The sequence below is a fragment of the Oceanicola sp. D3 genome, from assembly GCF_006351965.1.
Taxonomy (GTDB): Bacteria; Pseudomonadota; Alphaproteobacteria; order Rhodobacterales; family Rhodobacteraceae; genus Vannielia.
The window spans coordinates 3,300,865-3,320,511 of sequence record NZ_CP040932.1 but is presented as its reverse complement, the minus strand read 5'-3'; the positions used below and the strand labels follow the sequence as shown (position 1 = coordinate 3,320,511).

The window sequence follows — 19,647 nt, the reverse complement described above, 5'->3', positions numbered from 1 at the left end:
GGCGCCAAGCCTCTCGCCATGCGCGGAATGTGGGCGTTTCGCCTATCTTTTGGGCAGCCCATGGCCCCCGCCCGGCGCACGCCGCCCCCGCCCCCGCATCCTCTTGCTGCCCCCCCGTGGCCCGGCCTAGGCAGGGGCGGCCAACGCGGCCCCTTGCCAGACCGGAACGCCCTTACATGTCCGACAAGCTCTCTATCATCGTCGTCGAAGCCGACCGTGAGCGCGCCCTGCTCATCGTTGACAGCCTGCGCGAGGCGGGAGATTTCGATGTGGCGGTCATCTCCGAAGTCACCGGCCTGTCGCGCCGGATCTCCGAGAAAAACCCTGATGTGGTGCTGGTCGATGTCACCTCGCCCTCGCGCGACATGCTGGAAGAGCTCACGCTGGCCTCCGGCCCGATGGACCGGCCCGTGGCGCTCTTCGTGGACCGTGATGACAATGGGCTGACCCGCGCGGCGATCGAGGCCGGGGTTTCGGCCTATGTGGTGGACGGGCTGCGCCCCGACCGGATCAAGCCGATCATGGATGCCGCCATCGCCCGGTTTCACATGTTCTCGCAGATGCGCGCGGAGCTGATGGCCACCCGGCAGGCGTTGGAAGAGCGCAAGATCATCGACCGCGCCAAGGGCCTGCTGATGAAGGCCAAGGGGCTGGATGAGGATGCCGCCTACGCGCTGCTCCGCAAGGCGGCGATGGATCAGGGCGTCAAGCTGGCCGATGTGGCGCAAAGCCTTGTTACGGCGGCGGGGCTGCTCGCATGAGCGCGCCACTGTCGGTCGGGTTTATTCCGCTGGTGGATGCTGCGCCGCTGGTGATCGCTCATGAGATCGGATTTGCCGAAGAAGAGGGGCTGGCGCTGGACCTGAGGCCCGCCGCCTCATGGGCAACGCTGCGCGACATGGTTTCGCTCGGGCAGGTCGAGGCCGCGCATATGCTGGCCCCGGTGCCGGTGGCTATGGCACTGGGGCTGGGCGGCTCTGGCATTCGGCTGGATGTGTTGCAGGTGCTTTCGGTCAACGGCAATGCCATTGGGGTATCAACCACGCTGGCCGAGCAAATGCGCGCGGCGGGGCATCCTTTTGATTTTTTCGACGCCACCGCCGCCGGGCAGGCGCTGATGGCGGCCAAGCCCGAGGGGCTGCGCATTGGCGTGCCCTTCCCGTTCTCGGGCCATGCGGAGCTGCTCTATCATTGGTTGGGTGCGCTGGGCTTTGCCGCGCCGCAGGCGCTTTCGGTGCACACCGTGCCGCCGCCGCTGATGGCCGAGGCGCTGGCCGCAGGCGAGGTGGATGCCTTCTGCGTCGGCGCGCCCTGGGGCACGCTGGCGGTGGAGAGCGGGGTCGGGGAGTTGCTGCTGCCCGGCACGGCCATCCGCCGCTTCAGCCCTGAAAAGGTGCTGGCTGTGCGCCATGACTGGGCCGAGGCCGAGCCAGAGCTGACGGGGCGGCTGATGCGGGCGATCTGGCGGGCGAACCGCTGGCTGGGGCAGGGGCAAAACCTCACCACCGCCTCCGAGATCCTCGCCCGCAAGCCCTACCTCGACACACCCGCCGAGCTGATCGAGCGGGCGCTCTCGGGGCGGCTCATCGTGACCCAGAAGGGCGAGATGCGCACGGTGCCGCGCTACGTCACGTTCTTCGAGGGGGCAGCCACCTTCCCCTGGCGTTCCTCCGGCGCGCTGATCGCCGACCGGATCGCCGCGCGCACCGGGCTCGACAGGCCCGCCGCCCGGGCCGAGGGCGCGCGCGTCTTCCGCTCCGATCTCTACCGCCAGCACCTCGCCCGCACCACTGCCGACATGCCCGGCGCCTCCGAGCGGATCGAGGGCGCGCTCTCCGAAGACACCCCCGTCGCCTCCCCCTCGGGCCGACTCACGCTGCCTGCGGACTCGTTCTTTGATGGCTTCATTTTTGATCCTTCCGGCGAAGAGTGACGCGGAAATGGGCAGAAACCGGGGGGTTTCCTCTCGAAGGCCCATGCTGCGCTGCGGAAAATAGGAACTTCTTGACCCTCTCCGCAGGCTTGGTCAGATAGGCGGCAGATGAGGCAAGGGCGTCTCATCCGAAGAATTCACCCTCGAAGATGCGGGTAACCCGAGCACAGCCGCTCGACCCATTGCGCCTAAAACGCGCGATGTCGGTCAGCGGCTTTTTTGTTGTTTCCGGGGCTTCGAACAGCCCTCAATCCAAAGGACGACCCCAAAGATGAAACACCTCTTCGGAATCGTTGCCACCACGGCAGCCCTTCTGACCGGCACCGCCTTCGCCCAGTCGCTGGAGCTGGAAAAGGACGAGCTGACCTTCGGCTTCATCAAGCTCACCGACATGGCGCCGCTCGCCGTGGCCTACGAACAGGGCTACTTCCTCGACGAAGGGCTCTTCGTCACGCTGGAAGCCCAGGCCAACTGGAAGGTGCTGCTGGATGGCGTCATCGGCGGCCAGCTCGACGGCGCCCACATGCTTGCCGGTCAGCCGCTTGCCGCCACCATCGGCTTTGGCACCGAGGCCCATATCATCACCCCCTTCTCGATGGACCTGAACGGTAACGGCATCACCGTCAGCAACGAGGTCTGGGAGGCGATGAAGCCGAACATCCCCGTGGGCGATGACGGCAAGCCGGTCCACCCGATCTCCGCCTCCGCCATGGCGCCGGTGGTCGAGGACTACAAGGCGCAGGGCAAGCCCTTCAACATGGGCATGGTCTTCCCGGTCTCGACCCACAACTACGAGCTGCGCTACTGGCTCGCCGCCGGTGGGCTGCACCCGGGCTTCTACTCGCCCGAGAACATCTCGGGCCAGATCGGCGCCGACGTGCTGCTCTCGGTCACGCCCCCGCCGCAGATGCCCGCGACCCTGGAAGCGGGAACCATCTACGGCTACTGCGTCGGTGAGCCGTGGAACCAGCAGGCCGTGTTCAAGGGCATCGGCGTGCCGGTGATCACCGACTACGAGCTGTGGAAGAACAACCCCGAGAAGGTCTTCGGCATCACCGCCGAGTTCGCGGAAGCCAACCCGAACACGACGAAAGCGGTCGTGAAGGCGCTGATCCGCGCCGCCATCTGGCTCGACGAGAACGACAACGCCAACCGGATGGAAGCGGTGGAGATGCTCTCGAAGCCCGAATACGTGGGCGCCGACGCCGAGGTGATCGCCAACTCGATGACCGGGACCTTCGAATACGAGAAGGGCGACGTGCGCGAGGTGAGCGATTTCAACGTGTTCTTCCGCTACAACGCGACCTACCCGTTCTACTCCGACGCCGTGTGGTACCTCACCCAGATGCGCCGCTGGGGCCAGATCCCCGAGGCGAAGTCGGACGCGTGGTATGCCGAAACGGCGGCCTCGGTTTACCGCCCCGACATCTACCTCGAAGCCGCCCGCCTGCTGGTGGACGAAGGGCTGGCGAACGAGGCCGACTTTCCGTGGGACAGCGACGGCTACAAGGCCCCGACGCCCGCCGCCGACATCATCGACGGCATCCCCTACGACGGAAAAGCCCCCAACGCCTACCTCGACAGCCTGCCGATTGGCCTGAAGGCCGAGCAGAAGATCGTCGGCAATGAGGTGCAGGGCTGAGGCCCGGATGGCGGGGGGCGCTCGCGCTGCCGCGCATCGCCCCACCCGCCATCCCGCATCACCGCACGTTTCCGCCCGTCCGGGTGCGTGCTCCCCGTTAACAGGTGCCCGGTATGTCGGATGACGTCTGCACAGGTTGTGCACAGGTTGTGTACCGGATGTGCCTCTGAAGTTTTCATAGTTAACCCGGCTGCAACGGCGTGGCCTCAGCAAAAACGCACATAGCAAAGAGACCCGAAATGACCGCTATCGACCCTCAATCGCTGGACGCCGCAGCCGCCGCCAAAGAGGCCCGCCGCGCCCGGCTCTTCACCCGGATCAACAAGGCCGACAAATGGTTTTCCGTGCTTGGCCTCGCCTGGATCACCCCCATGCTGAAGGCCGCCGCCGGAGACAACCCGCGCGCGCAAGCCTCTGAAATCTGGAAACTTCTCGGCGTGCCCCTGCTCGCCATCGCCGCCTTCCTGCTGCTCTGGGGCACCCTCGCGCCCCGGGTGCAAACCTCGCTCGGCGCGGTGCCCGGCCCGGCGCAGGTCTGGGAAGAGGCCGTCAACCTGCACCAAGACGCCGTCGCCACCGCCGCAAAGCGCGCCAAGTTCGAGGCCATGGTGGCCAAGCGCAATGAGAAGCTCATCGCGGAAGGCAAGGAAGATCAGGTAAAATCAGTCGCTTACACCGGCTCGCCCAGCTACTACCAGCAGATCTGGACCTCGATCAAAACCGTGTTCTTCGGCTTCCTGATCGCCTCGCTGGTCGCCATCCCCCTCGGCATCGCCGCCGGCCTCTCCGCCACCGCCAACGCGGCGCTCAACCCGTTGATCCAAATCTTCAAACCGGTCTCCCCGCTGGCCTGGCTGCCGATCGTCACCATGATCGTTTCCGCCGTCTACGCCACCAACGACGGGCTGTTTTCCAAGTCATTCCTCGTTTCGGCCATCACCGTCACCCTCTGCTCGCTCTGGCCTACACTGATCAACACCTCGCTGGGTGTGGCAAGCATCGACAAGGATCTGGTGAACGTCTCCAAGGTGTTGAAAATGAACACCTATACCAAGATCACCAAGCTGGTGCTCCCCTCCGCTCTGCCACTTATCTTCACCGGCCTGCGGCTCTCTCTCGGGGTTGGTTGGATGGTGCTGATCGCCGCCGAAATGCTGGCGCAGAACCCGGGGCTCGGCAAATTCGTCTGGGACGAGTTCCAGAACGGCTCTTCCAGCTCACTCGCCAAGATCATGGTCGCCGTCTTCACCATCGGCATCATCGGCTTCCTTCTGGATCGGGTGATGTATGCCCTCCAGTCCCTCTTCACCTTCTCCAACAACCGGTGATCCCCATGGCCATCCTGAAATTGCAAGACGTTTCAAAGAGCTACGGCGAGGGGATCCATGAAACCCCGGTGCTGCAAAACATCAACCTCGAGGTAGAGGAGGGCGAGTTTTTGGTGCTGCTCGGCTTCTCCGGCTCGGGCAAGACCACCCTCATCAACCTGCTCGCCGGGCTCGACAGCCCGACCAAGGGCAGCGTCACCTACAAGGGCGCAAAGATCACCGAGCCCTCGCCAGAGCGCGGCGTGATCTTCCAGAGCTACTCGCTCATGCCCTGGCTCACCGTGGCGGGCAATGTGGGGCTGGCGGTCGATACCGTGTTCCCCAATCTGAGCAAGGCCGAGAAGGCCGAGAAGGTGGCGCATTACGTCAAGATGGTCGGCCTTTCCCACGCCACCGCGCGCCGCCCGGCCGAGCTTTCGGGGGGTATGCGCCAGCGGGTCAACGTGGCCCGTGCGCTGGCGATGAACCCGGAAGTTCTGCTGCTGGATGAACCGCTTAGCGCACTTGATGCGCTGACGCGGGCCAACCTTGCGGATGAGATCGAGGGGATCTGGCAGGAAGAGAAACAGACCTGCGTGCTCATCACCAACGACGTTGACGAGGCGATCATCCTTGCCGATCGGATCATCGCGCTCAACCCCGACGGCACGCTTGGCGAGGAGTTCAAGGTGAGCATTCCGCGCCCCCGCGAGAGGGGCGAGATGAACCATGACGAGACCTTCAAGAAGCTGCGCGCGCAGGTGACCAACTACCTGATGGACGTGGGCATCGAGGCTAAGGCCGAGGGCATGCGCAACCTGCCGCAAGTCACCCCGATTCACGGGGTTCCGGCGGCGCAGGCGAAGGCGCAGGAGGGGATGATTGACGAGCGCTTCCTCGATTTCTCCCAACTCCACAAGGTTTATCCGACGCCGAAGGGGCCGTTAACGGTTGTTGAAGACTTCAACCTCAAGATGGACCGTGGCGAGTTTATCTCGCTGATCGGCCATTCGGGCTGCGGCAAATCCACCGTGCTCACCATGGCGGCCGGGCTGAACGAGATCAGCAAGGGCGCGATCAAGCTCGACGGGCGCCACGTGATGGGGGCCGATCCGGAGCGCGCCGTTGTGTTCCAATCGCCCAACCTCTTCCCGTGGCTCACCGCGCGGGAAAATTGCGCCATCGGGGTCGACAAGGTTTACCCCAACGCTTCCCAAGCCGAGCGGCAGGAGGTGGTTGAATATTACCTTGAGCGCGTCGGCCTCGCTGACGCGATGGACCGTGGCGCGGCCGACATGTCCAACGGCATGAAGCAGCGCGTCGGCATCGCCCGCGCCTTCGCCCTCTCCCCCAAACTCCTCCTGCTCGATGAGCCCTTCGGCATGCTCGACAGCCTCACCCGCTGGGAGCTGCAAGAGGTGCTCATGGAGGTCTGGGACCGCACCAAGGTGACGGCCATCTGCGTCACCCACGATGTCGACGAGGCGATCCTGCTGGCCGACCGGGTGGTGATGATGACCAACGGCCCGCAGGCCACCATCGGCAAGATCGTTGACGTTGACCTGCCCCGCCCGCGCAGCCGCAAGGCCCTGCTGGAGCACCCCGATTATTATCTCTACCGCGAGCAAGTGCTTAATTTTCTTGAGGAATATGAGCGCGGCGCGAAGGGCAAGACGGAACAGAAAAGTGAGAAATCCGGCGCGAAGAAGGCGGCCTGAACGGGCTGGCGATGAGCACGCATTTCTCAGTGATCCCGGGCGGACGCAGCAGCGCGCCCATGCAGCAAAAGGGAGACGGCATCATGGATGTCGCGATCGACACACCAACCAACACCTTCATACAGGTCGCCGAAATCTGGGTGCCCGAGGGCGAGACGCTGGTGCACGGCGGGGGCAGCTACGGCGACTTTTCGGCCTTCGAGGCCGCCTCGCGCCGCGAGAGCTTTGCCAAGGGCGAGGGCCTGCCGGGCAAAGCCTGGGCCGAGGCGCGCCCGGTAGTGTTGAAGGGCTTTGACGGCAGCTATTTCAAACGCACCGAGGCCGCCACCGAGGCCGGGCTGACAACGGCGGTGGCGATCCCGGTGTTTGCGGGCAAGACCCTGAAGGCGGTGCTGGTGGTGCTTTGCGGCGACGATGAAAACCGCACCGGGGCTATCGAGGTTTGGAAAGAGGCCGAGGGCCTGCTGATGCTGGATGACGGCTACTACGGCGCCGCCAAGCACTTCGAGTGGGTCAGCCAGCACACGCATTTCCCGGCGGGGCAGGGGCTTCCCGGCGGGGTCTGGGCCTCTGAAACGCCGATGCTGATGCGCGATCTTGGCTCGGGCTACCGCTTCATCCGGGCCGACAGCGCGGGCAAGGCGGGGCTGACAACCGGCCTCGGCGTGCCGATCCCCGTGCCCGGCCAAAACACCTTCGTGCTCACGCTTCTCAGCGCCCGGGGCACCCCCATCGCCCGCCGGTTCGAGCTGTGGGATGCCCGCGCCGCCAAGGTCGGCAAAAACGGCGGCGCGGCGCTGGTGGATGGCATCTGCGCCCGCGAAGGCGCGCTTTGGGATCCGGAAAACGCCGGTAAGGAACGCCGGGCGGAGGCCTGGCAGGGGAGCATCGGCAAGGTGCTCGGCTCCGGCCTGCCGGTTGTCGAAAGCGGCGCGCCCGGCCTTGCGGCTGGCTATTCGTCGATGGTTGCGCTGCCGATCTACCTCGGCGGCGAGATGGCCCACATTGTCGCTTGGTATGTGTAAGGGGCTGACGATGCTTGATTTTCTCGCCCACCTTCTCCTCGGCCCGCCGGTGCCCCCCAGCCCGGTGCTCGTGCCTGTTGAAACGCCCTCGCAAGGAGGAACCCGCAAATGACCGAGAAACTTGTTGTCATCGGGGCCGGCATGGCCTCTGGCCGCCTGCTCGAACATCTCTTCGATGCCGCGCCCGATGCCTATGATGTGACCCTCTTCAACGCCGAGCCGCGCGGCAATTACAACCGCATCATGCTCTCGCCGGTGCTGTCGGGCGAGAAGAGCTATGACGAGATCGTCACCCATGACGAGGCTTGGTATGAGGCCAATGGCGTGACCTGCCGCTTTGGCGAGCGCGTCACCGCGATTGATCGGAACCGCAAGGTGGTGATCGCCCCCGAGGGCGAAGTGCCCTACGACAAGCTGGTGCTCGGCACCGGCTCCTCGGCCTTCATCATCCCCTGCCCGGGGCATGACCTGCCCGGCGTGGTCGCCTTCCGCGACCTTGAGGACACCGAAGCGATGATGGAGGCCTCTGGCGGGCCGGGCGCCCGAGCCGTGGTGATCGGCGGCGGGTTGCTGGGGCTGGAGGCGGCGGCGGCGCTGCGGCTGCGCGGCATGGAGGTGACGGTGCTGCACCTCGCCGGCCACCTGATGGAGCGCCAGCTTGATGAGAGCGCGGGCTACCTGCTTCAGAAAGACTTGGAAAAACGGGGCATTACCGTGCTCACCAAGGCCTCGACCAAGGCGATTGAGGGCGCGGGCAAGGTGGAGCGCGTGGTGCTGGAAGATGGCACCGTGCTGGAGGCCGATATCGTCGTCATGGCCGTTGGCATCCGCCCCGCTGTTTCGGTTGCTGCCGATGCGGGCCTTGAGATGGGGCGCGCGGTGAAGGTGGACGCGCAGATGCGCACCTCCGACCCAGACATCTTTGCCGTGGGCGAATGCGTGGAGTTCAACAGCCAGCTCTTTGGCCTCGTTGCACCGCTCTACGATCAGGCCAAGGTGCTCGCCAAGACGCTGATCGGGGAGGAGGAGGCCTTCACCCCCAAGGAGCTGTCGACCAAGTTGAAGGTGACGGGCTGCGACCTGTTCAGCGCGGGCGATTTTGCCGAGGGCGAGGGGCGCGAAGACATCGTGTTCCGCGACCCGGCGCGCGGCGTTTACAAGCGCCTCGTCATCGAGGGTGAAAAGCTGGTTGGCGCAGTGATGTATGGTGACACCGCCGACAGCAACTGGTTCTTCGGTCTCATCAAGGACGGCACGGACATCGAAGAAATGCGCGAGACGCTGATCTTCGGCCCCGCCTTTCAGGGGGGCGGCTCCGTGGACCCTATGGCGGCCGTTGCAGCCTTACCGGCTGACGCAGAAATCTGCGGCTGCAACGGCGTGTGCAAAGGCCAGATCGTGGAGGCCATCGAGGGCGGGGCAACCACCCTCGGCCAGATCAAGGCCACCACCAAGGCAAGCGCCTCCTGCGGCACCTGCACCGGCTTGGTCGAGCAGGTCATGGCGGTGACGCTGGGCGATGGTTTCGAGCTGCCCAAGGCGCAAAACATCTGCGGCTGCACCGACCTTAGCCACGAGGACGTGCGCCGGCTGATCAAGGCCAAGGAGCTGAAGAGCCAGCCCGCCGTTTGGCAGGAGCTGGGCTGGAAAACTGTGAACGGCTGCCATGTGTGCCGCCCTGCGGTGAACTTTTACCTGCTGGCTGACTGGCCGCTGGATTATCAGGACGACCCGCAGAGCCGGTTCATCAACGAGCGGGTGCATGCCAACATCCAGAAGGACGGCACCTACTCGGTCGTGCCCCGCATGTTCGGCGGCATGTGCACCCCCGACGAGCTGATCGCGGTGGCCGAGGCGGCGCGCAAATATGGCGGCACGCTGCATGTCACCGGCGGCCAGCGCGTTGATATCCTTGGCATTCGCAAGGAAGATCTGCCCGCGATCTGGGCCGATCTCAACGCTGCCGGGCTTGTCTCTGGCCACGCCTATTCCAAGGGGCTGCGCACCGTCAAAACCTGCGTCGGCACCAACTTTTGCCGCTTCGGTACGCAAGACAGCACCGGCCTTGGCATCAAGCTGGAGCAGAAGCTCTGGGGCAGCTGGACGCCGCATAAGGTCAAGCTCGCCGTCACCGGCTGCCCGCGCAACTGCGCTGAGGCGACCTGCAAGGATATCGGCGTGGTTTGCGTGGATTCAGGCTTCCAGATCGGCGTTGGCGGTGCGGCCGGGATGGACGTGAAGGAAACCGAGCGGCTGGTGGACGTGAAGACCGAGGAAGAGGTGATCGAATGGGCCACCGCCTTCCTTCAGCTTTACCGTGAGCACGGCAAATACCTCGACCGGCCCTACAAATGGCTCGCCAAAGTGGGGCTCGACTGGGTGAAGGAGGTGCTCGCTGACCCCGCTGAACGCGCGGCGCTGAACGAGCGCTTTGAGGTCTCCCAATCCGTTTACCGCAAGGATCCGTGGGCCGAATTGGCCAAACCCGAACCGGCGAAGAGCTTTTTGCCCGTCGCCGACCTGACCCAGGAGGCTGCCGAATGAGCTGGATCGACATCTGCGCCATCGAAGACATCCCCGAGCGCGGCGCGCGCATTGTGAAAACCGCCGAGGGCTGTGTCGCGGTCTTCCGCACCGGGCCTGACGAGGTCTTTGCCACCTCGAACAGCTGCGCCCACAAGGGCGGCCCGCTCTCCGAAGGCATCGTGCATGACCGCAAAGTCACCTGCCCGCTGCACAACTGGGTCTACTCGCTTGAGACTGGCGAGGCCCAGGGCGCCGATGAGGGCCGCATTGCCACCTATCCCGTCCGGATCGACGACGGGCGCGTGCTGCTGGACGCCGAGAGCCTTGCGCGGCGCTCGGCAGCCTGAATGTGAACCGGCCGCGCAACGGCGTGCGGCGACACCATCCACCGTCAACGGCGACGGCGTGAAGACCCAATGAAACCAGAACTTTAGGGGACTGCACCCATGTCTTACGTCATGCCCAAGGAATTCGCGGCCAAAATGGTTGATGCCGGCGAATCCAAGATCTTCATGTCCACCAAGGATACCCTCATCCGCGCCTTCATGGCCGGGGCCATCCTGGCGCTGGCCGCCGCCTTTGCCGTGACGATCGCCGTCAACACCGGCAACTTCCTCGTCGCCTCGCTGCTCTTCCCGGTCGGCTTTTGCATGCTCTACCTGCTCGGCTTCGATCTGCTGACCGGCGTGTTCACGCTTTGCCCGCTGGCGGTGATCGCCAAGCGCCCGGGCTGCACCTGGAACGGTGTGTTCCGCAACTGGGGCCTTGTCTTCGTGGGCAACTTCGCGGGCGCGATGACCACTGCCGTGATGATGGCGGTGATCTTCACAATGGGCTTCAGCCAAGAGCCAAATGACGTGGGCCAGCGCATTGGCGTGATCGGTGAAAGCCGCACCGTGGGCTACGCCGCCGCAGGCGCTGCGGGCATGCTGACCGTCTTCGTGCGGGCCGTGATGTGCAATTGGATGGTGTCCACCGGCGTTGTCGCGGCGATGATGTCGAGCTCGGTCTCGGGCAAGATCATGGCGATGTGGATGCCGATCCTCGTGTTCTTCTACCTCGGGTTCGAGCATTCGATCGTCAACATGTTCCTCTTCCCCTCGGGCATCATGCTGGGCGGTGAGTTCACATGGTTCGATTACCTCGCCTACAACGAGATCCCGGTGATCCTCGGCAACCTCGTGGGCGGACTGACCTTTGTTGGCGGCATGATCTACATGACCCACTTCCGCGAGAGCCCCAAGCGCAACGCGCATGTGAACGCCGACACCGGCCTGCCGGCTGAGTAACGCACCCCTGCCGGGCTCCGCGCAGCTGCGGAGCCCGAAATCCCACCCAACCCGGAGCGCATCCATGCCGAAGGACACCACAGCTCGCGAGACAATGCGCGTGAGCCTTGGCCAGTTCTCCACGGCCGGGCGCAAGCCGGTGAACCAGGATTTCCACGGCGCGAAAGTGCCCACCGGGTCCGCGCTCACGATGAAAGGCATCGTGCTGGCCGTGGCCGACGGCATCAGCTCCTCGCCCGTCAGCCGCGAGGCCTCCGAGATGGCCGTGAAGGCGCTGCTGACAGACTATTACGCCACCGCAGATGCATGGTCGGTCCAGACCGCGGCGAGCCGGGTGATCTCGGCTACCAACGCCTGGCTCCACAGCCAGAACGCCGCCGCAACGGATGACATCAACACCGGCCGCGTCTGCACCCTTTCGGCGCTGATCCTCAAGGGCAGCGAGGCGCATATTTTCCAGATCGGAGACAGCCGTGTGTCACGCCTCACGGGCGGCAGCCTCGAGCCGCTGACCCGCGATCACCGTGTCACCTGGTCAGCGGGCCAGCACCATCTTGCCCGCGCCATGGGCGCCGCAGCGGAAGTGGAGATTGATTATCACGCGCTGCCGGTGAAGGCGGGCGACATCTTCGTGCTCACCACCGATGGCGTGCACGAGCATCTCGGCTTCCACGCCCTGCGCGACAGCATGGGCCAGCCCAGCCTCGATGCTGTGGCCGAGGCGCTGGCAATGTCCGCGCTGGCAGCCGGGAGCGACGATAACCTGACCGTGCAAGTGCTGCGCATCGACGCGCTGGCTCAGGATGACGCAAGCCTCGCGCTCGACCGCGCCATGCTGCCGGTGCCCCCCTTGCCGAAGTCGGGCCAGCAGATCGACGGCTTCCGCATCGTCCGGCCCGTGCAATCCACCGCCCGCAGCCACGTGTTTCTGGCGGTAGACGAGGCGGGCCGGCAGGTGGCGCTGAAGGTGCCCACCCGCGAGATGGCCGAAGAGGGCGATTACCGCCAACGGTTCGCGCTGGAAGAATGGATCGCCCGCCGCATCCGCAGCCCCCACGTGGTGTCCGCCTCCCCCGCGCCCGACCAGCGCAGCTGGCTCTACTCCGTCACCGAATGGGTCGAGGGCGTCACCTTGCGCCAATGGATGACCGACACTCCGCAGCCCTCCCATGACGAGGTGCGCGACATCATCCGCCAGATCGCCGAAGGCCTGCGCGCCCTCCACCGGCGCGACATGCTGCACCAGGACATCCGCCCCGAGAACGTGATGATCGACGCCGAAGGCACGGTGAAGATCATCGACCTCGGCTCCACCACCGTCGCCGGGGTGGAAGAAGCGGCGCATGGGGCGCTGGGCGTGATGCCGGGCACCTTCCAGTACACCGCGCCGGAGTATCTTTCGGGCGACACCGTAAGCTGGCGGTCGGATCAATATGCGCTCGCTGTCATCGCCTACGAGATGCTCACCGGCCGGCTTCCCTATGGCACCCAGGTCGCCCGCATCCGCAACCGTACCGACCAGCGCCGCCTCAGCTACATGCCCGCCCATGATGACGTAACCGGCGTGCCGCTCTGGATGGATGCCGCCCTTGGCCGCGCGCTCCACCCCGACCCGCTGCGCCGCTACGACGCGCTCTCGGAATTCATCGCCGATCTCGCCCGCCCCGGCGCCGCCTACAAGGCGCGCCATCACGTGCCGCTGGCCGAGCGCAACCCGCTTCGTTTCTGGCAGGGCGTTTCCGCGCTTCTCGCGGTGCTCTGCGTGATCCTCACCCTGCAACTCGCAAACTGACCCCTCCGGAGGAAGACCATGAAAGACGTTATCGCCGCTGAGATCCTGACCAAGGAAGACGTGACCGCGCTGATCATCCAGTCCAAAAAACAGGCGGGCCTCACCTGGGAAGGCATCGCCGAAAAGATCGGCATGTCCCCGGTCTGGACCCACTCCGCCTGCATGGGAATGAACGCCTTCGCCCCCGAAAAGGCCGCCGCCCTCTGCGCCCTTCTCGAACTGCCCGAAGGCGCGGCGGAGGTGCTGGAAGAGAGCCCAACCAAGGTCTGGGCGCAAACCGTGCCCACCGATCCCTGCATCTACCGCTTCTACGAGATCGTCGGCGTCTATGGGCCCACGCTGAAGGCGCTGATCCACGAGGAGTTTGGCGACGGCATCATGTCGGCCATCGACTTCGACATGAAAGTCACCCGCATCCCCAACTCCAAGGGTGACCGGGTGGAGGTGACGATGTCGGGCAAATACCTCGCTTACAACGCCTGGTGATCCCATGACCATCGCGCGCCCCTGCCAAATCAAGACGACCTGCCCCTACTGCGGCGTGGGCTGCGGCGTGCTGGCCGCGCCCGATGGGGCAGGGGGGCTCAAGGTGACGGGCGACAAGGCCCACCCCGCCAACTTCGGGCGGCTCTGCTCCAAGGGCTCGGCCCTGGCCGAGACGGTGGGGCTCGATGACCGCGTGCTGACACCGCGCATCAACGGCGCCGATGCAAGCTGGGACGATGCGCTGGGCGTGGTGGCCGACCGCTTCCGCGCCACCATCGCCGAGCACGGGCCGGACTCCGTGGCCTTCTACGTGTCCGGCCAGCTCCTGACCGAAGATTACTACGTGGCCAACAAGCTGATGAAGGGCTTCATCGGCTCGGCCAACATCGACACCAACTCCCGCCTCTGCATGGCCTCCTCGGTCGCCGGCCACAAGCGCGCCTTTGGCACCGATACCGTGCCCGGCACCTATGAAGACCTCGAAGAGGCCGATCTTGTGGTGCTCACCGGCTCCAACCTCGCGTGGTGCCATCCGGTGCTCTACCAGCGGATCGTGGCGGCCAAGGCAGCGCGGCCTTCGATGAAGATCGTGGTGATCGACCCGCGCCGCACCGCCACCTGCGACGCCGCCGACATGCACCTGCCCATCGCGCCGGGGGCTGATGTGGCGCTTTTCAACGGATTGCTGCGCCGTATCCGCGATGTCGGCGCCGTGGATGCGGCCTTTGTGCGCAGCGCAGTTGACGGGTTTGACGAGGCGCTCTCGGCGGCGACCAGCAAGATCGACGCAGAGACCGGGGTGGATGGAGACCTGCTGCGCCGGTTCTACGACCTCTGGGTGCGCACCGAGAAGGTGGTGACGGTCTACTCTCAAGGCGTCAACCAATCCTCACAGGGCACCGACAAGGTGAACGCCATCCTCAACTGCCACCTTGCCACGGGCCGGATTGGCAAGCCGGGCATGGGGCCGTTTTCGGTGACCGGGCAGCCCAACGCGATGGGCGGGCGCGAGGTGGGGGGGCTGGCCAATATGCTCGCCTGCCATCTCGATATCGAGAACGCCGCCCACCGCATGACGGTGCGCGACTTCTGGCAGGCCCCCGCGATGCCCGAGAAGGCAGGGCTGAAGGCGGTGGAGATGTTTGATGCCATCGAGCGCGGCGCGATCAAGGCGCTCTGGGTCATGGCCACCAACCCCGCCGTCTCGATGCCCGAGGCCGACCGGGTGCGCGCGGCCATCGCGGGCTGCGACTTTGTGGTGGTCTCCGACATCACCGCACAAACCGACACCGCTCGCCTCGCCCATGTGCTGCTGCCCGCCACCGGCTGGGGCGAGAAGGAGGGCACAGTCACCAACTCCGAGCGCCGGATCAGCCGCCAGCGCGGGGCGCTGCCCGCCCCCGGTGCGGCCAGACATGATTGGCGCATCCTCTGCGATTTCGCCGCCCACATGGGGTGGGGCGCGGCGTTTGATTATTCCTCGCCCGCAGAGATCTTTCGCGAATATGCCACGCTATCGGGCATCGCCGCAGGCATGGGCAAGGATTTTGACATCTCAGGCCTCGCCGGGATTTCGGATGCGGAGTATGCAGACCTCGCCCCGGTGCAATGGCCCGTGAGTGCTACGCGCAGCGGCGGGCGTTTCTTTGGCGATGGCCAGTTTTTTACCGAGAGCGGGCGGGCGAAGATGCTGCCGGTGCGCACCACGGCCCCGGCCACGGCGGCGGATCGGCGATATCCGTTCCGGCTCAACACGGGCCGTGTGCGCGACCATTGGCACACCATGACGCGCACCGCCAAATCACCGCGCCTCAGCCAGCACATGGCCGAGCCTTACCTTGAAATTCACCCTGACGATGCCTCGCGCCTTGGCCTTCGGCCCGCGGGGATTGCCGATGTGGAAAGCCGCGCCGGGCGCGTGCTGGCCCGGGTGATTGTGACCGACCGGGTGCGCCCCGGCGAGGTGTTCGTGCCGATGCACTGGACGGCGGAAACGGCGGCGCTGGGGCGCGTTGATGCGCTTGTAGCCTCTGTGGTTGATCCCGTCTCGGGCCAACCCGACAGCAAGGGTGCGGTGGTGGGCATCGCGTCGTTTGCTGCCGGGTGGTTCGGCTTTGCCGTCTCGGTTGCCAAGCCGCGCCTGGATGCGCCCTATTGGGCAATGGCCAGAGCGCGCGATGGCTGGCGGCTGGAACTGGCGGGCGTGGAGGCGCCGGAGGATTGGGAGGCCTGGGGCCGCGCGGTTTTTGGGCTGCCGCCCGAGGCCGAGGCGCTTGTCGTCAGCGATGCTGCCCGCGGTGGCGCACGCCTCGCCTTTCTTTCCGAAGGCAGGTTGCAGGCCGCGCTTTTCGTGTCGGCCCAGCCTGTCGCCGTTTCGCGCAGCTTCATGGCCGGTCAACTCGGCGCGGCGGCGGCCCCCGCGCACCTCTCAGGCCAGCCGGGGCAGGACGTGCCCGATCCGGGCGCAACCGTCTGCGCCTGTTTCGACGTGGGGGTGAACACCATCCTCGCCTCGATCGAGAGCCAGCAGCTTGCCAGCGTCGAAGCCATTGGCGTGGCGCTTCAGGCGGGCACCAACTGCGGCTCCTGCCGCCCGGAGCTGGCGGCGCTGTTAACATCCACTCTCCACCGGGAGGCCGCCGAATGAGCTTTGCACCCTATGTCCGCATCCTTGGCCGTGGTCCGGGCCGCTCACGCTCGCTGACGCAGGAGGAGGCCCGCGAGGCCATGGCGCTGATCCTCTCTGGCGAGGCTGCGCCCGAGGCGGTGGGCGCGCTGTTGATGCTGATGCGGTTCCGGGGCGAGACGGCGGGGGAGGTGGCCGGCTTTGTAGAGGCTGCCCGTGCCACGCTTGCCCCTTGGCCCGGCGCGGCGCCCGCGCTCGACTGGCCGAGCTATGCCGCAGGCCGCACCCGGGGCTTGCCGTGGTTCCTGCTCTCGGCGCGCCTCGTGGCGCAGGCCGGGGCGCCGGTGTTGCTGCATGGCTGGAATTCGCACCAGAAGGCGGCCGCCTCGGTGCGGGCCGCTTTGCCAGCGGCAGGAATTGCCGAGGCAGGCTCTATGGAAGAGGCCAGCGAGGTGATCGCACGCGATGGCATTGCCTATCTGCCGTTGGAAGCCTTTGCGCCGCGCCTGCTGGAACTGCTGCGCCTGCGCGATGTGCTCGGCCTGCGCTCTGCCGTCAACACCGTGCTGCGCGTGCTCAACCCGGCCCGTGCCCCGGCGGCGGTGCAGGGCGTTTTTCACCCGCCGTACCGCGACCTTCAGGCGGATGCCTGCGACCTGCTTGGCCAGCCCGCGATGACCGTGCTCAAGGGCGGCGGCGGCGAGTTTGAGCGGCACCCCTCCAAGGAGATCGCGCTGTTCGGCACGCGGGGCGGCACCCGCTGGGAGGCTTCGGCCCCGGCGCTGGAGGAAGAGACCCGCCGCCTAGCCGATGAGGCCCCCGACCCAAGTGACCTTGCCCGCCTGTGGCGCGGCGAGAGCGAAGATGACTTTGCCCGCGCGATCGTGCTGGGCACCGCCGAACTGGCGCTGGAAACCTGTGGCTTTGCCCCCGGGCTGGCGCAGGAGCTTTGGGCCAACCGCCACGCCGCCCGCGCGGCCTGACAGGAGAGACGAAATGAAGACCTTTCCAATGTTTCTTGCCATGGCGGGCCGCCGCGTGGTGATTGCGGGGGGCGGCGAGCAGGCCGCGCAAAAGGCCCGCTTGATGCTGAAAACCGAAGCGAAGCTGGTGTTTCTGGCCGAAACGCTGGAGGACGAGCTGGCCGCGTTAGTGGCCTCGGGCCGGGCCGAACACCACGCAGGCGGGGTGAGTGTGGATGCCTTTGCAGGCGCGGCGCTGGCCTTCATCGCCACCGGCTGCCCGGGGCGTGATGCGGCCCTTGCAGGCCTCGCCCGCGCCGCCGGGGTGGTGGTGAACGTGGTTGATCAGCCAGGCCTCTGCGATGCCTACACCCCCTCCATCGTCGACCGTGACCCGTTGGTGGTGGCCATCGGCACCGAGGGCGCGGCCCCGGTGCTGGCGCGGCAGGTAAAAACCCGCATGGAAGAGATGCTGGAGCCGCGTCTGGGGGACTTTGTGGCCATGGCAGGCCGGATGCGTGAGGCCGTGGCCCGCCGCGTGCCCCGTGCCGGGCGCCGGGCCTTCTGGCGCTGGGCCTTCTCCGAAGCGCCCCGCCGGTTGCATGCCTCTGGGGCAGAGCGCGAGGCGGCCTCGGCGCTGAAGCAGGCGATTGCGGCAGGCGGCGCGCCCGATGTGCAGGGCGAGGGCCTGATAAGCCTTGTCGGTGCCGGGCCGGGCGCGCGTGATCTGCTGACGCTGCGGGCCGTTCAGCGGCTTCAGGAGGCCGATGTGATCTTTTATGACCGGCTGGTGGACCCGGAGGTGCTGGAGCTGGCCCGCCGTGATGCCGAGCGCGTGTTTGTCGGCAAAGAAGTGGGAGCCTGCGCATGGCCGCAGGAGCGGATTGACGCGGTGATCGTCGCGGCTGCCCGCAAGGGGCGCCGGGTGGTGCGGCTGAAGTCGGGTGATCCGGGCATTTTTGGCCGCGCCACCGAAGAGCTGGCCGCCGCCCGCGCGCAGGGCGTTACGGTTGAAATCGTGCCCGGTGTCACCGCCGCCTCTGCCGCCGGGGCTGCCATGGGCCGCTCGCTCACCGAGCGCGGCGAGACCGATCGCGTCGTTTTTGCCACCGGCACCTGCCGCGAGGGCGATGCCGCGCCGGACTGGGGTGCCATTTGCGCCCCGGGCACCACGCTGGCGCTCTATATGGGGGTGCGCAAGGCGGGGGAGATAGAGCACAGCTTGCTATGTGCGGGTGTGCCGGGTGGATCGGAGGTAGAGATCGTCTGCTCGGTGTCGACCGCGCAGGAGCGCCACGTGGCCTGTCGGCTGGACCGGCTGGCCAGCACCGTGGCGGGGCAGGGCGTGAAAAACCCGGCGATCATCTTCGTGCGGCACCCCAAACCGCGGGTCGAGGCGCTGGACGCCGCGCAACCGGCCCGCCGCCTCGCCGTCGCTGGCTGATCGGCTCGACAGTCGCGGCCATTCGGGCGACCGTGCCTGCATGAGCCCGCAAAAAGACCTCGCCCAAACTGCCGCCGCGCTTCTCGGGGCCCGTTGTTCGCGGGTCGAGCCGCTGCATGGAGGCGACCTGAGTGAGGTGCTGCTGCTGCACCTCGGCGATGGTCGCAAGGTGGTCGCAAAATCCGGCCCTTCTCCGGAGGCCGAGGCCCGGATGCTGGCGGAACTGGCGCGTGCCAGGGCGCCGGTGCCGGAGGTTCTGGCAGTTTGCTATAGGGCATTGGTTCTCGGCCATGTGGCGGGCAGCGGCGGGCTTGGGGCCGAGGGCTGGGGTGATCTGGGGCAGGCGTTGCGGCAGGTGCATGACTGCAAGGCCGCAGGCAATGGCTGGCCAGAGCCCTATGCCTTCGCATCGCTGGTAATCGACAACACGCCGGAGCCCACGTGGCCTGCCTTCTGGGCCAAGCGCCGCCTCCTTGCGCATAGCCAGCAACTGCCCCCGGCCCTTGCCGCACGGCTGTGCAACCTCGCCGTTGAACTCCCCGAACATCTGCCCGGGCAGGCCACGTCGCTGCTGCATGGCGACCTCTGGGCGGGCAATATCCTTGCCCGAAACGGGCGGCTCGCCGCCCTTATCGACCCGGCCAGCTATTACGGTGACGGTGAGGTTGATATTGCCATGCTGCACCTCTTTTCCACGCCCGGCCCTGCCTTTGCCGAGGGTTATGGCCCGCTGCCGTCCGGCGCCACAACGCGCCGCGCGATCTATCAGCTTTGGCCCGCCATCGTGCATGCCCGGCTTTTTGGCGCCGGGTATAACGGGCTGATCGACCGTCTCCTCACCGCAACCGGCCATTGAGACAAGGTTTGCCCATCAAACAGGCAGTTTTGACCTGTGCA

15 protein-coding genes are annotated in these 19,647 nt (G+C 66.3%); all 15 read left to right on the top strand.

Annotated features, from left to right (window positions below):
- Positions 1-176 precede the first annotated feature (176 nt).
- The 15 genes from FHY55_RS16530 to FHY55_RS16460 all read left to right on the top strand — a co-directional run bounded on the left by FHY55_RS16530 (position 177) and on the right by FHY55_RS16460 (position 19,606).
- Positions 177-761: an ANTAR domain-containing response regulator gene (locus FHY55_RS16530; protein WP_140015230.1), complete on the top strand. Its 585-nt coding sequence runs from the start codon at positions 177-179 to the stop codon at positions 759-761.
- On the top strand, positions 758-1,933 hold the full coding sequence (locus FHY55_RS16525; protein WP_140015229.1) for a CmpA/NrtA family ABC transporter substrate-binding protein: 1,176 nt from the start codon (positions 758-760) through the stop codon (positions 1,931-1,933). The genes FHY55_RS16530 and FHY55_RS16525 overlap by 4 nt, the downstream gene beginning before the upstream one ends.
- A gap of 271 nt (positions 1,934-2,204) precedes the next feature.
- A complete protein-coding gene (locus FHY55_RS16520) occupies positions 2,205-3,575 on the top strand; it encodes a CmpA/NrtA family ABC transporter substrate-binding protein (protein ID WP_140015228.1) in 1,371 nt (456 codons plus the stop codon).
- A gap of 239 nt (positions 3,576-3,814) precedes the next feature.
- Positions 3,815-4,903 carry an ABC transporter permease gene (locus FHY55_RS16515; protein ID WP_140015227.1) on the top strand — a complete coding sequence of 363 codons (1,089 nt, stop codon included), beginning with the start codon at positions 3,815-3,817 and terminating at the stop codon, positions 4,901-4,903.
- 5 nt (positions 4,904-4,908) lie between these two features.
- Positions 4,909-6,600, top strand: a complete 1,692-nt coding sequence (locus FHY55_RS16510; protein WP_140015226.1) for an ABC transporter ATP-binding protein — start codon at positions 4,909-4,911, stop codon at positions 6,598-6,600.
- An 83-nt stretch (positions 6,601-6,683) separates the two neighbouring features.
- On the top strand, positions 6,684-7,625 hold the full coding sequence (locus FHY55_RS16505; RefSeq protein WP_140016165.1) for a GAF domain-containing protein: 942 nt from the start codon (positions 6,684-6,686) through the stop codon (positions 7,623-7,625).
- A 108-nt stretch (positions 7,626-7,733) separates the two neighbouring features.
- On the top strand, positions 7,734-10,169 hold the full coding sequence (gene nirB / locus FHY55_RS16500) for a nitrite reductase large subunit NirB (protein WP_140015225.1): 2,436 nt from the start codon (positions 7,734-7,736) through the stop codon (positions 10,167-10,169).
- Entirely contained in the window at positions 10,166-10,498 is a 333-nt protein-coding gene (nirD, locus tag FHY55_RS16495; RefSeq protein ID WP_140015224.1) for a nitrite reductase small subunit NirD, read from the top strand. Before nirB ends, nirD begins: the two co-directional genes overlap by 4 nt.
- A gap of 99 nt (positions 10,499-10,597) precedes the next feature.
- Complete coding sequence (locus FHY55_RS16490) at positions 10,598-11,440, top strand: formate/nitrite transporter family protein (RefSeq protein WP_140015223.1); 843 nt, start codon at positions 10,598-10,600, stop codon at positions 11,438-11,440.
- Between the two features lie 64 nt (positions 11,441-11,504).
- Positions 11,505-13,232, top strand: coding sequence for a bifunctional protein-serine/threonine kinase/phosphatase (locus FHY55_RS16485; RefSeq protein WP_217524707.1), 1,728 nt, complete (start codon positions 11,505-11,507; stop codon positions 13,230-13,232).
- A gap of 18 nt (positions 13,233-13,250) precedes the next feature.
- A complete protein-coding gene (gene cynS / locus FHY55_RS16480; RefSeq protein ID WP_140015222.1) occupies positions 13,251-13,718 on the top strand; it encodes a cyanase in 468 nt (155 codons plus the stop codon).
- 4 nt (positions 13,719-13,722) lie between these two features.
- Positions 13,723-16,365: a nitrate reductase gene (locus tag FHY55_RS16475; protein ID WP_140015221.1), complete on the top strand. Its 2,643-nt coding sequence runs from the start codon at positions 13,723-13,725 to the stop codon at positions 16,363-16,365.
- Positions 16,362-17,327 carry a glycosyl transferase family protein gene (locus tag FHY55_RS16470; RefSeq protein WP_140015220.1) on the top strand — a complete coding sequence of 322 codons (966 nt, stop codon included), beginning with the start codon at positions 16,362-16,364 and terminating at the stop codon, positions 17,325-17,327. Before FHY55_RS16475 ends, FHY55_RS16470 begins: the two co-directional genes overlap by 4 nt.
- A gap of 13 nt (positions 17,328-17,340) precedes the next feature.
- Complete coding sequence (gene cysG, locus FHY55_RS16465) at positions 17,341-18,750, top strand: siroheme synthase CysG (protein ID WP_140015219.1); 1,410 nt, start codon at positions 17,341-17,343, stop codon at positions 18,748-18,750.
- Positions 18,751-18,790: 40 nt separating this feature from the next.
- Entirely contained in the window at positions 18,791-19,606 is an 816-nt protein-coding gene (locus FHY55_RS16460) for a fructosamine kinase family protein (protein WP_140015218.1), read from the top strand.
- The last annotated feature ends 41 nt before the right edge of the window (positions 19,607-19,647 follow it).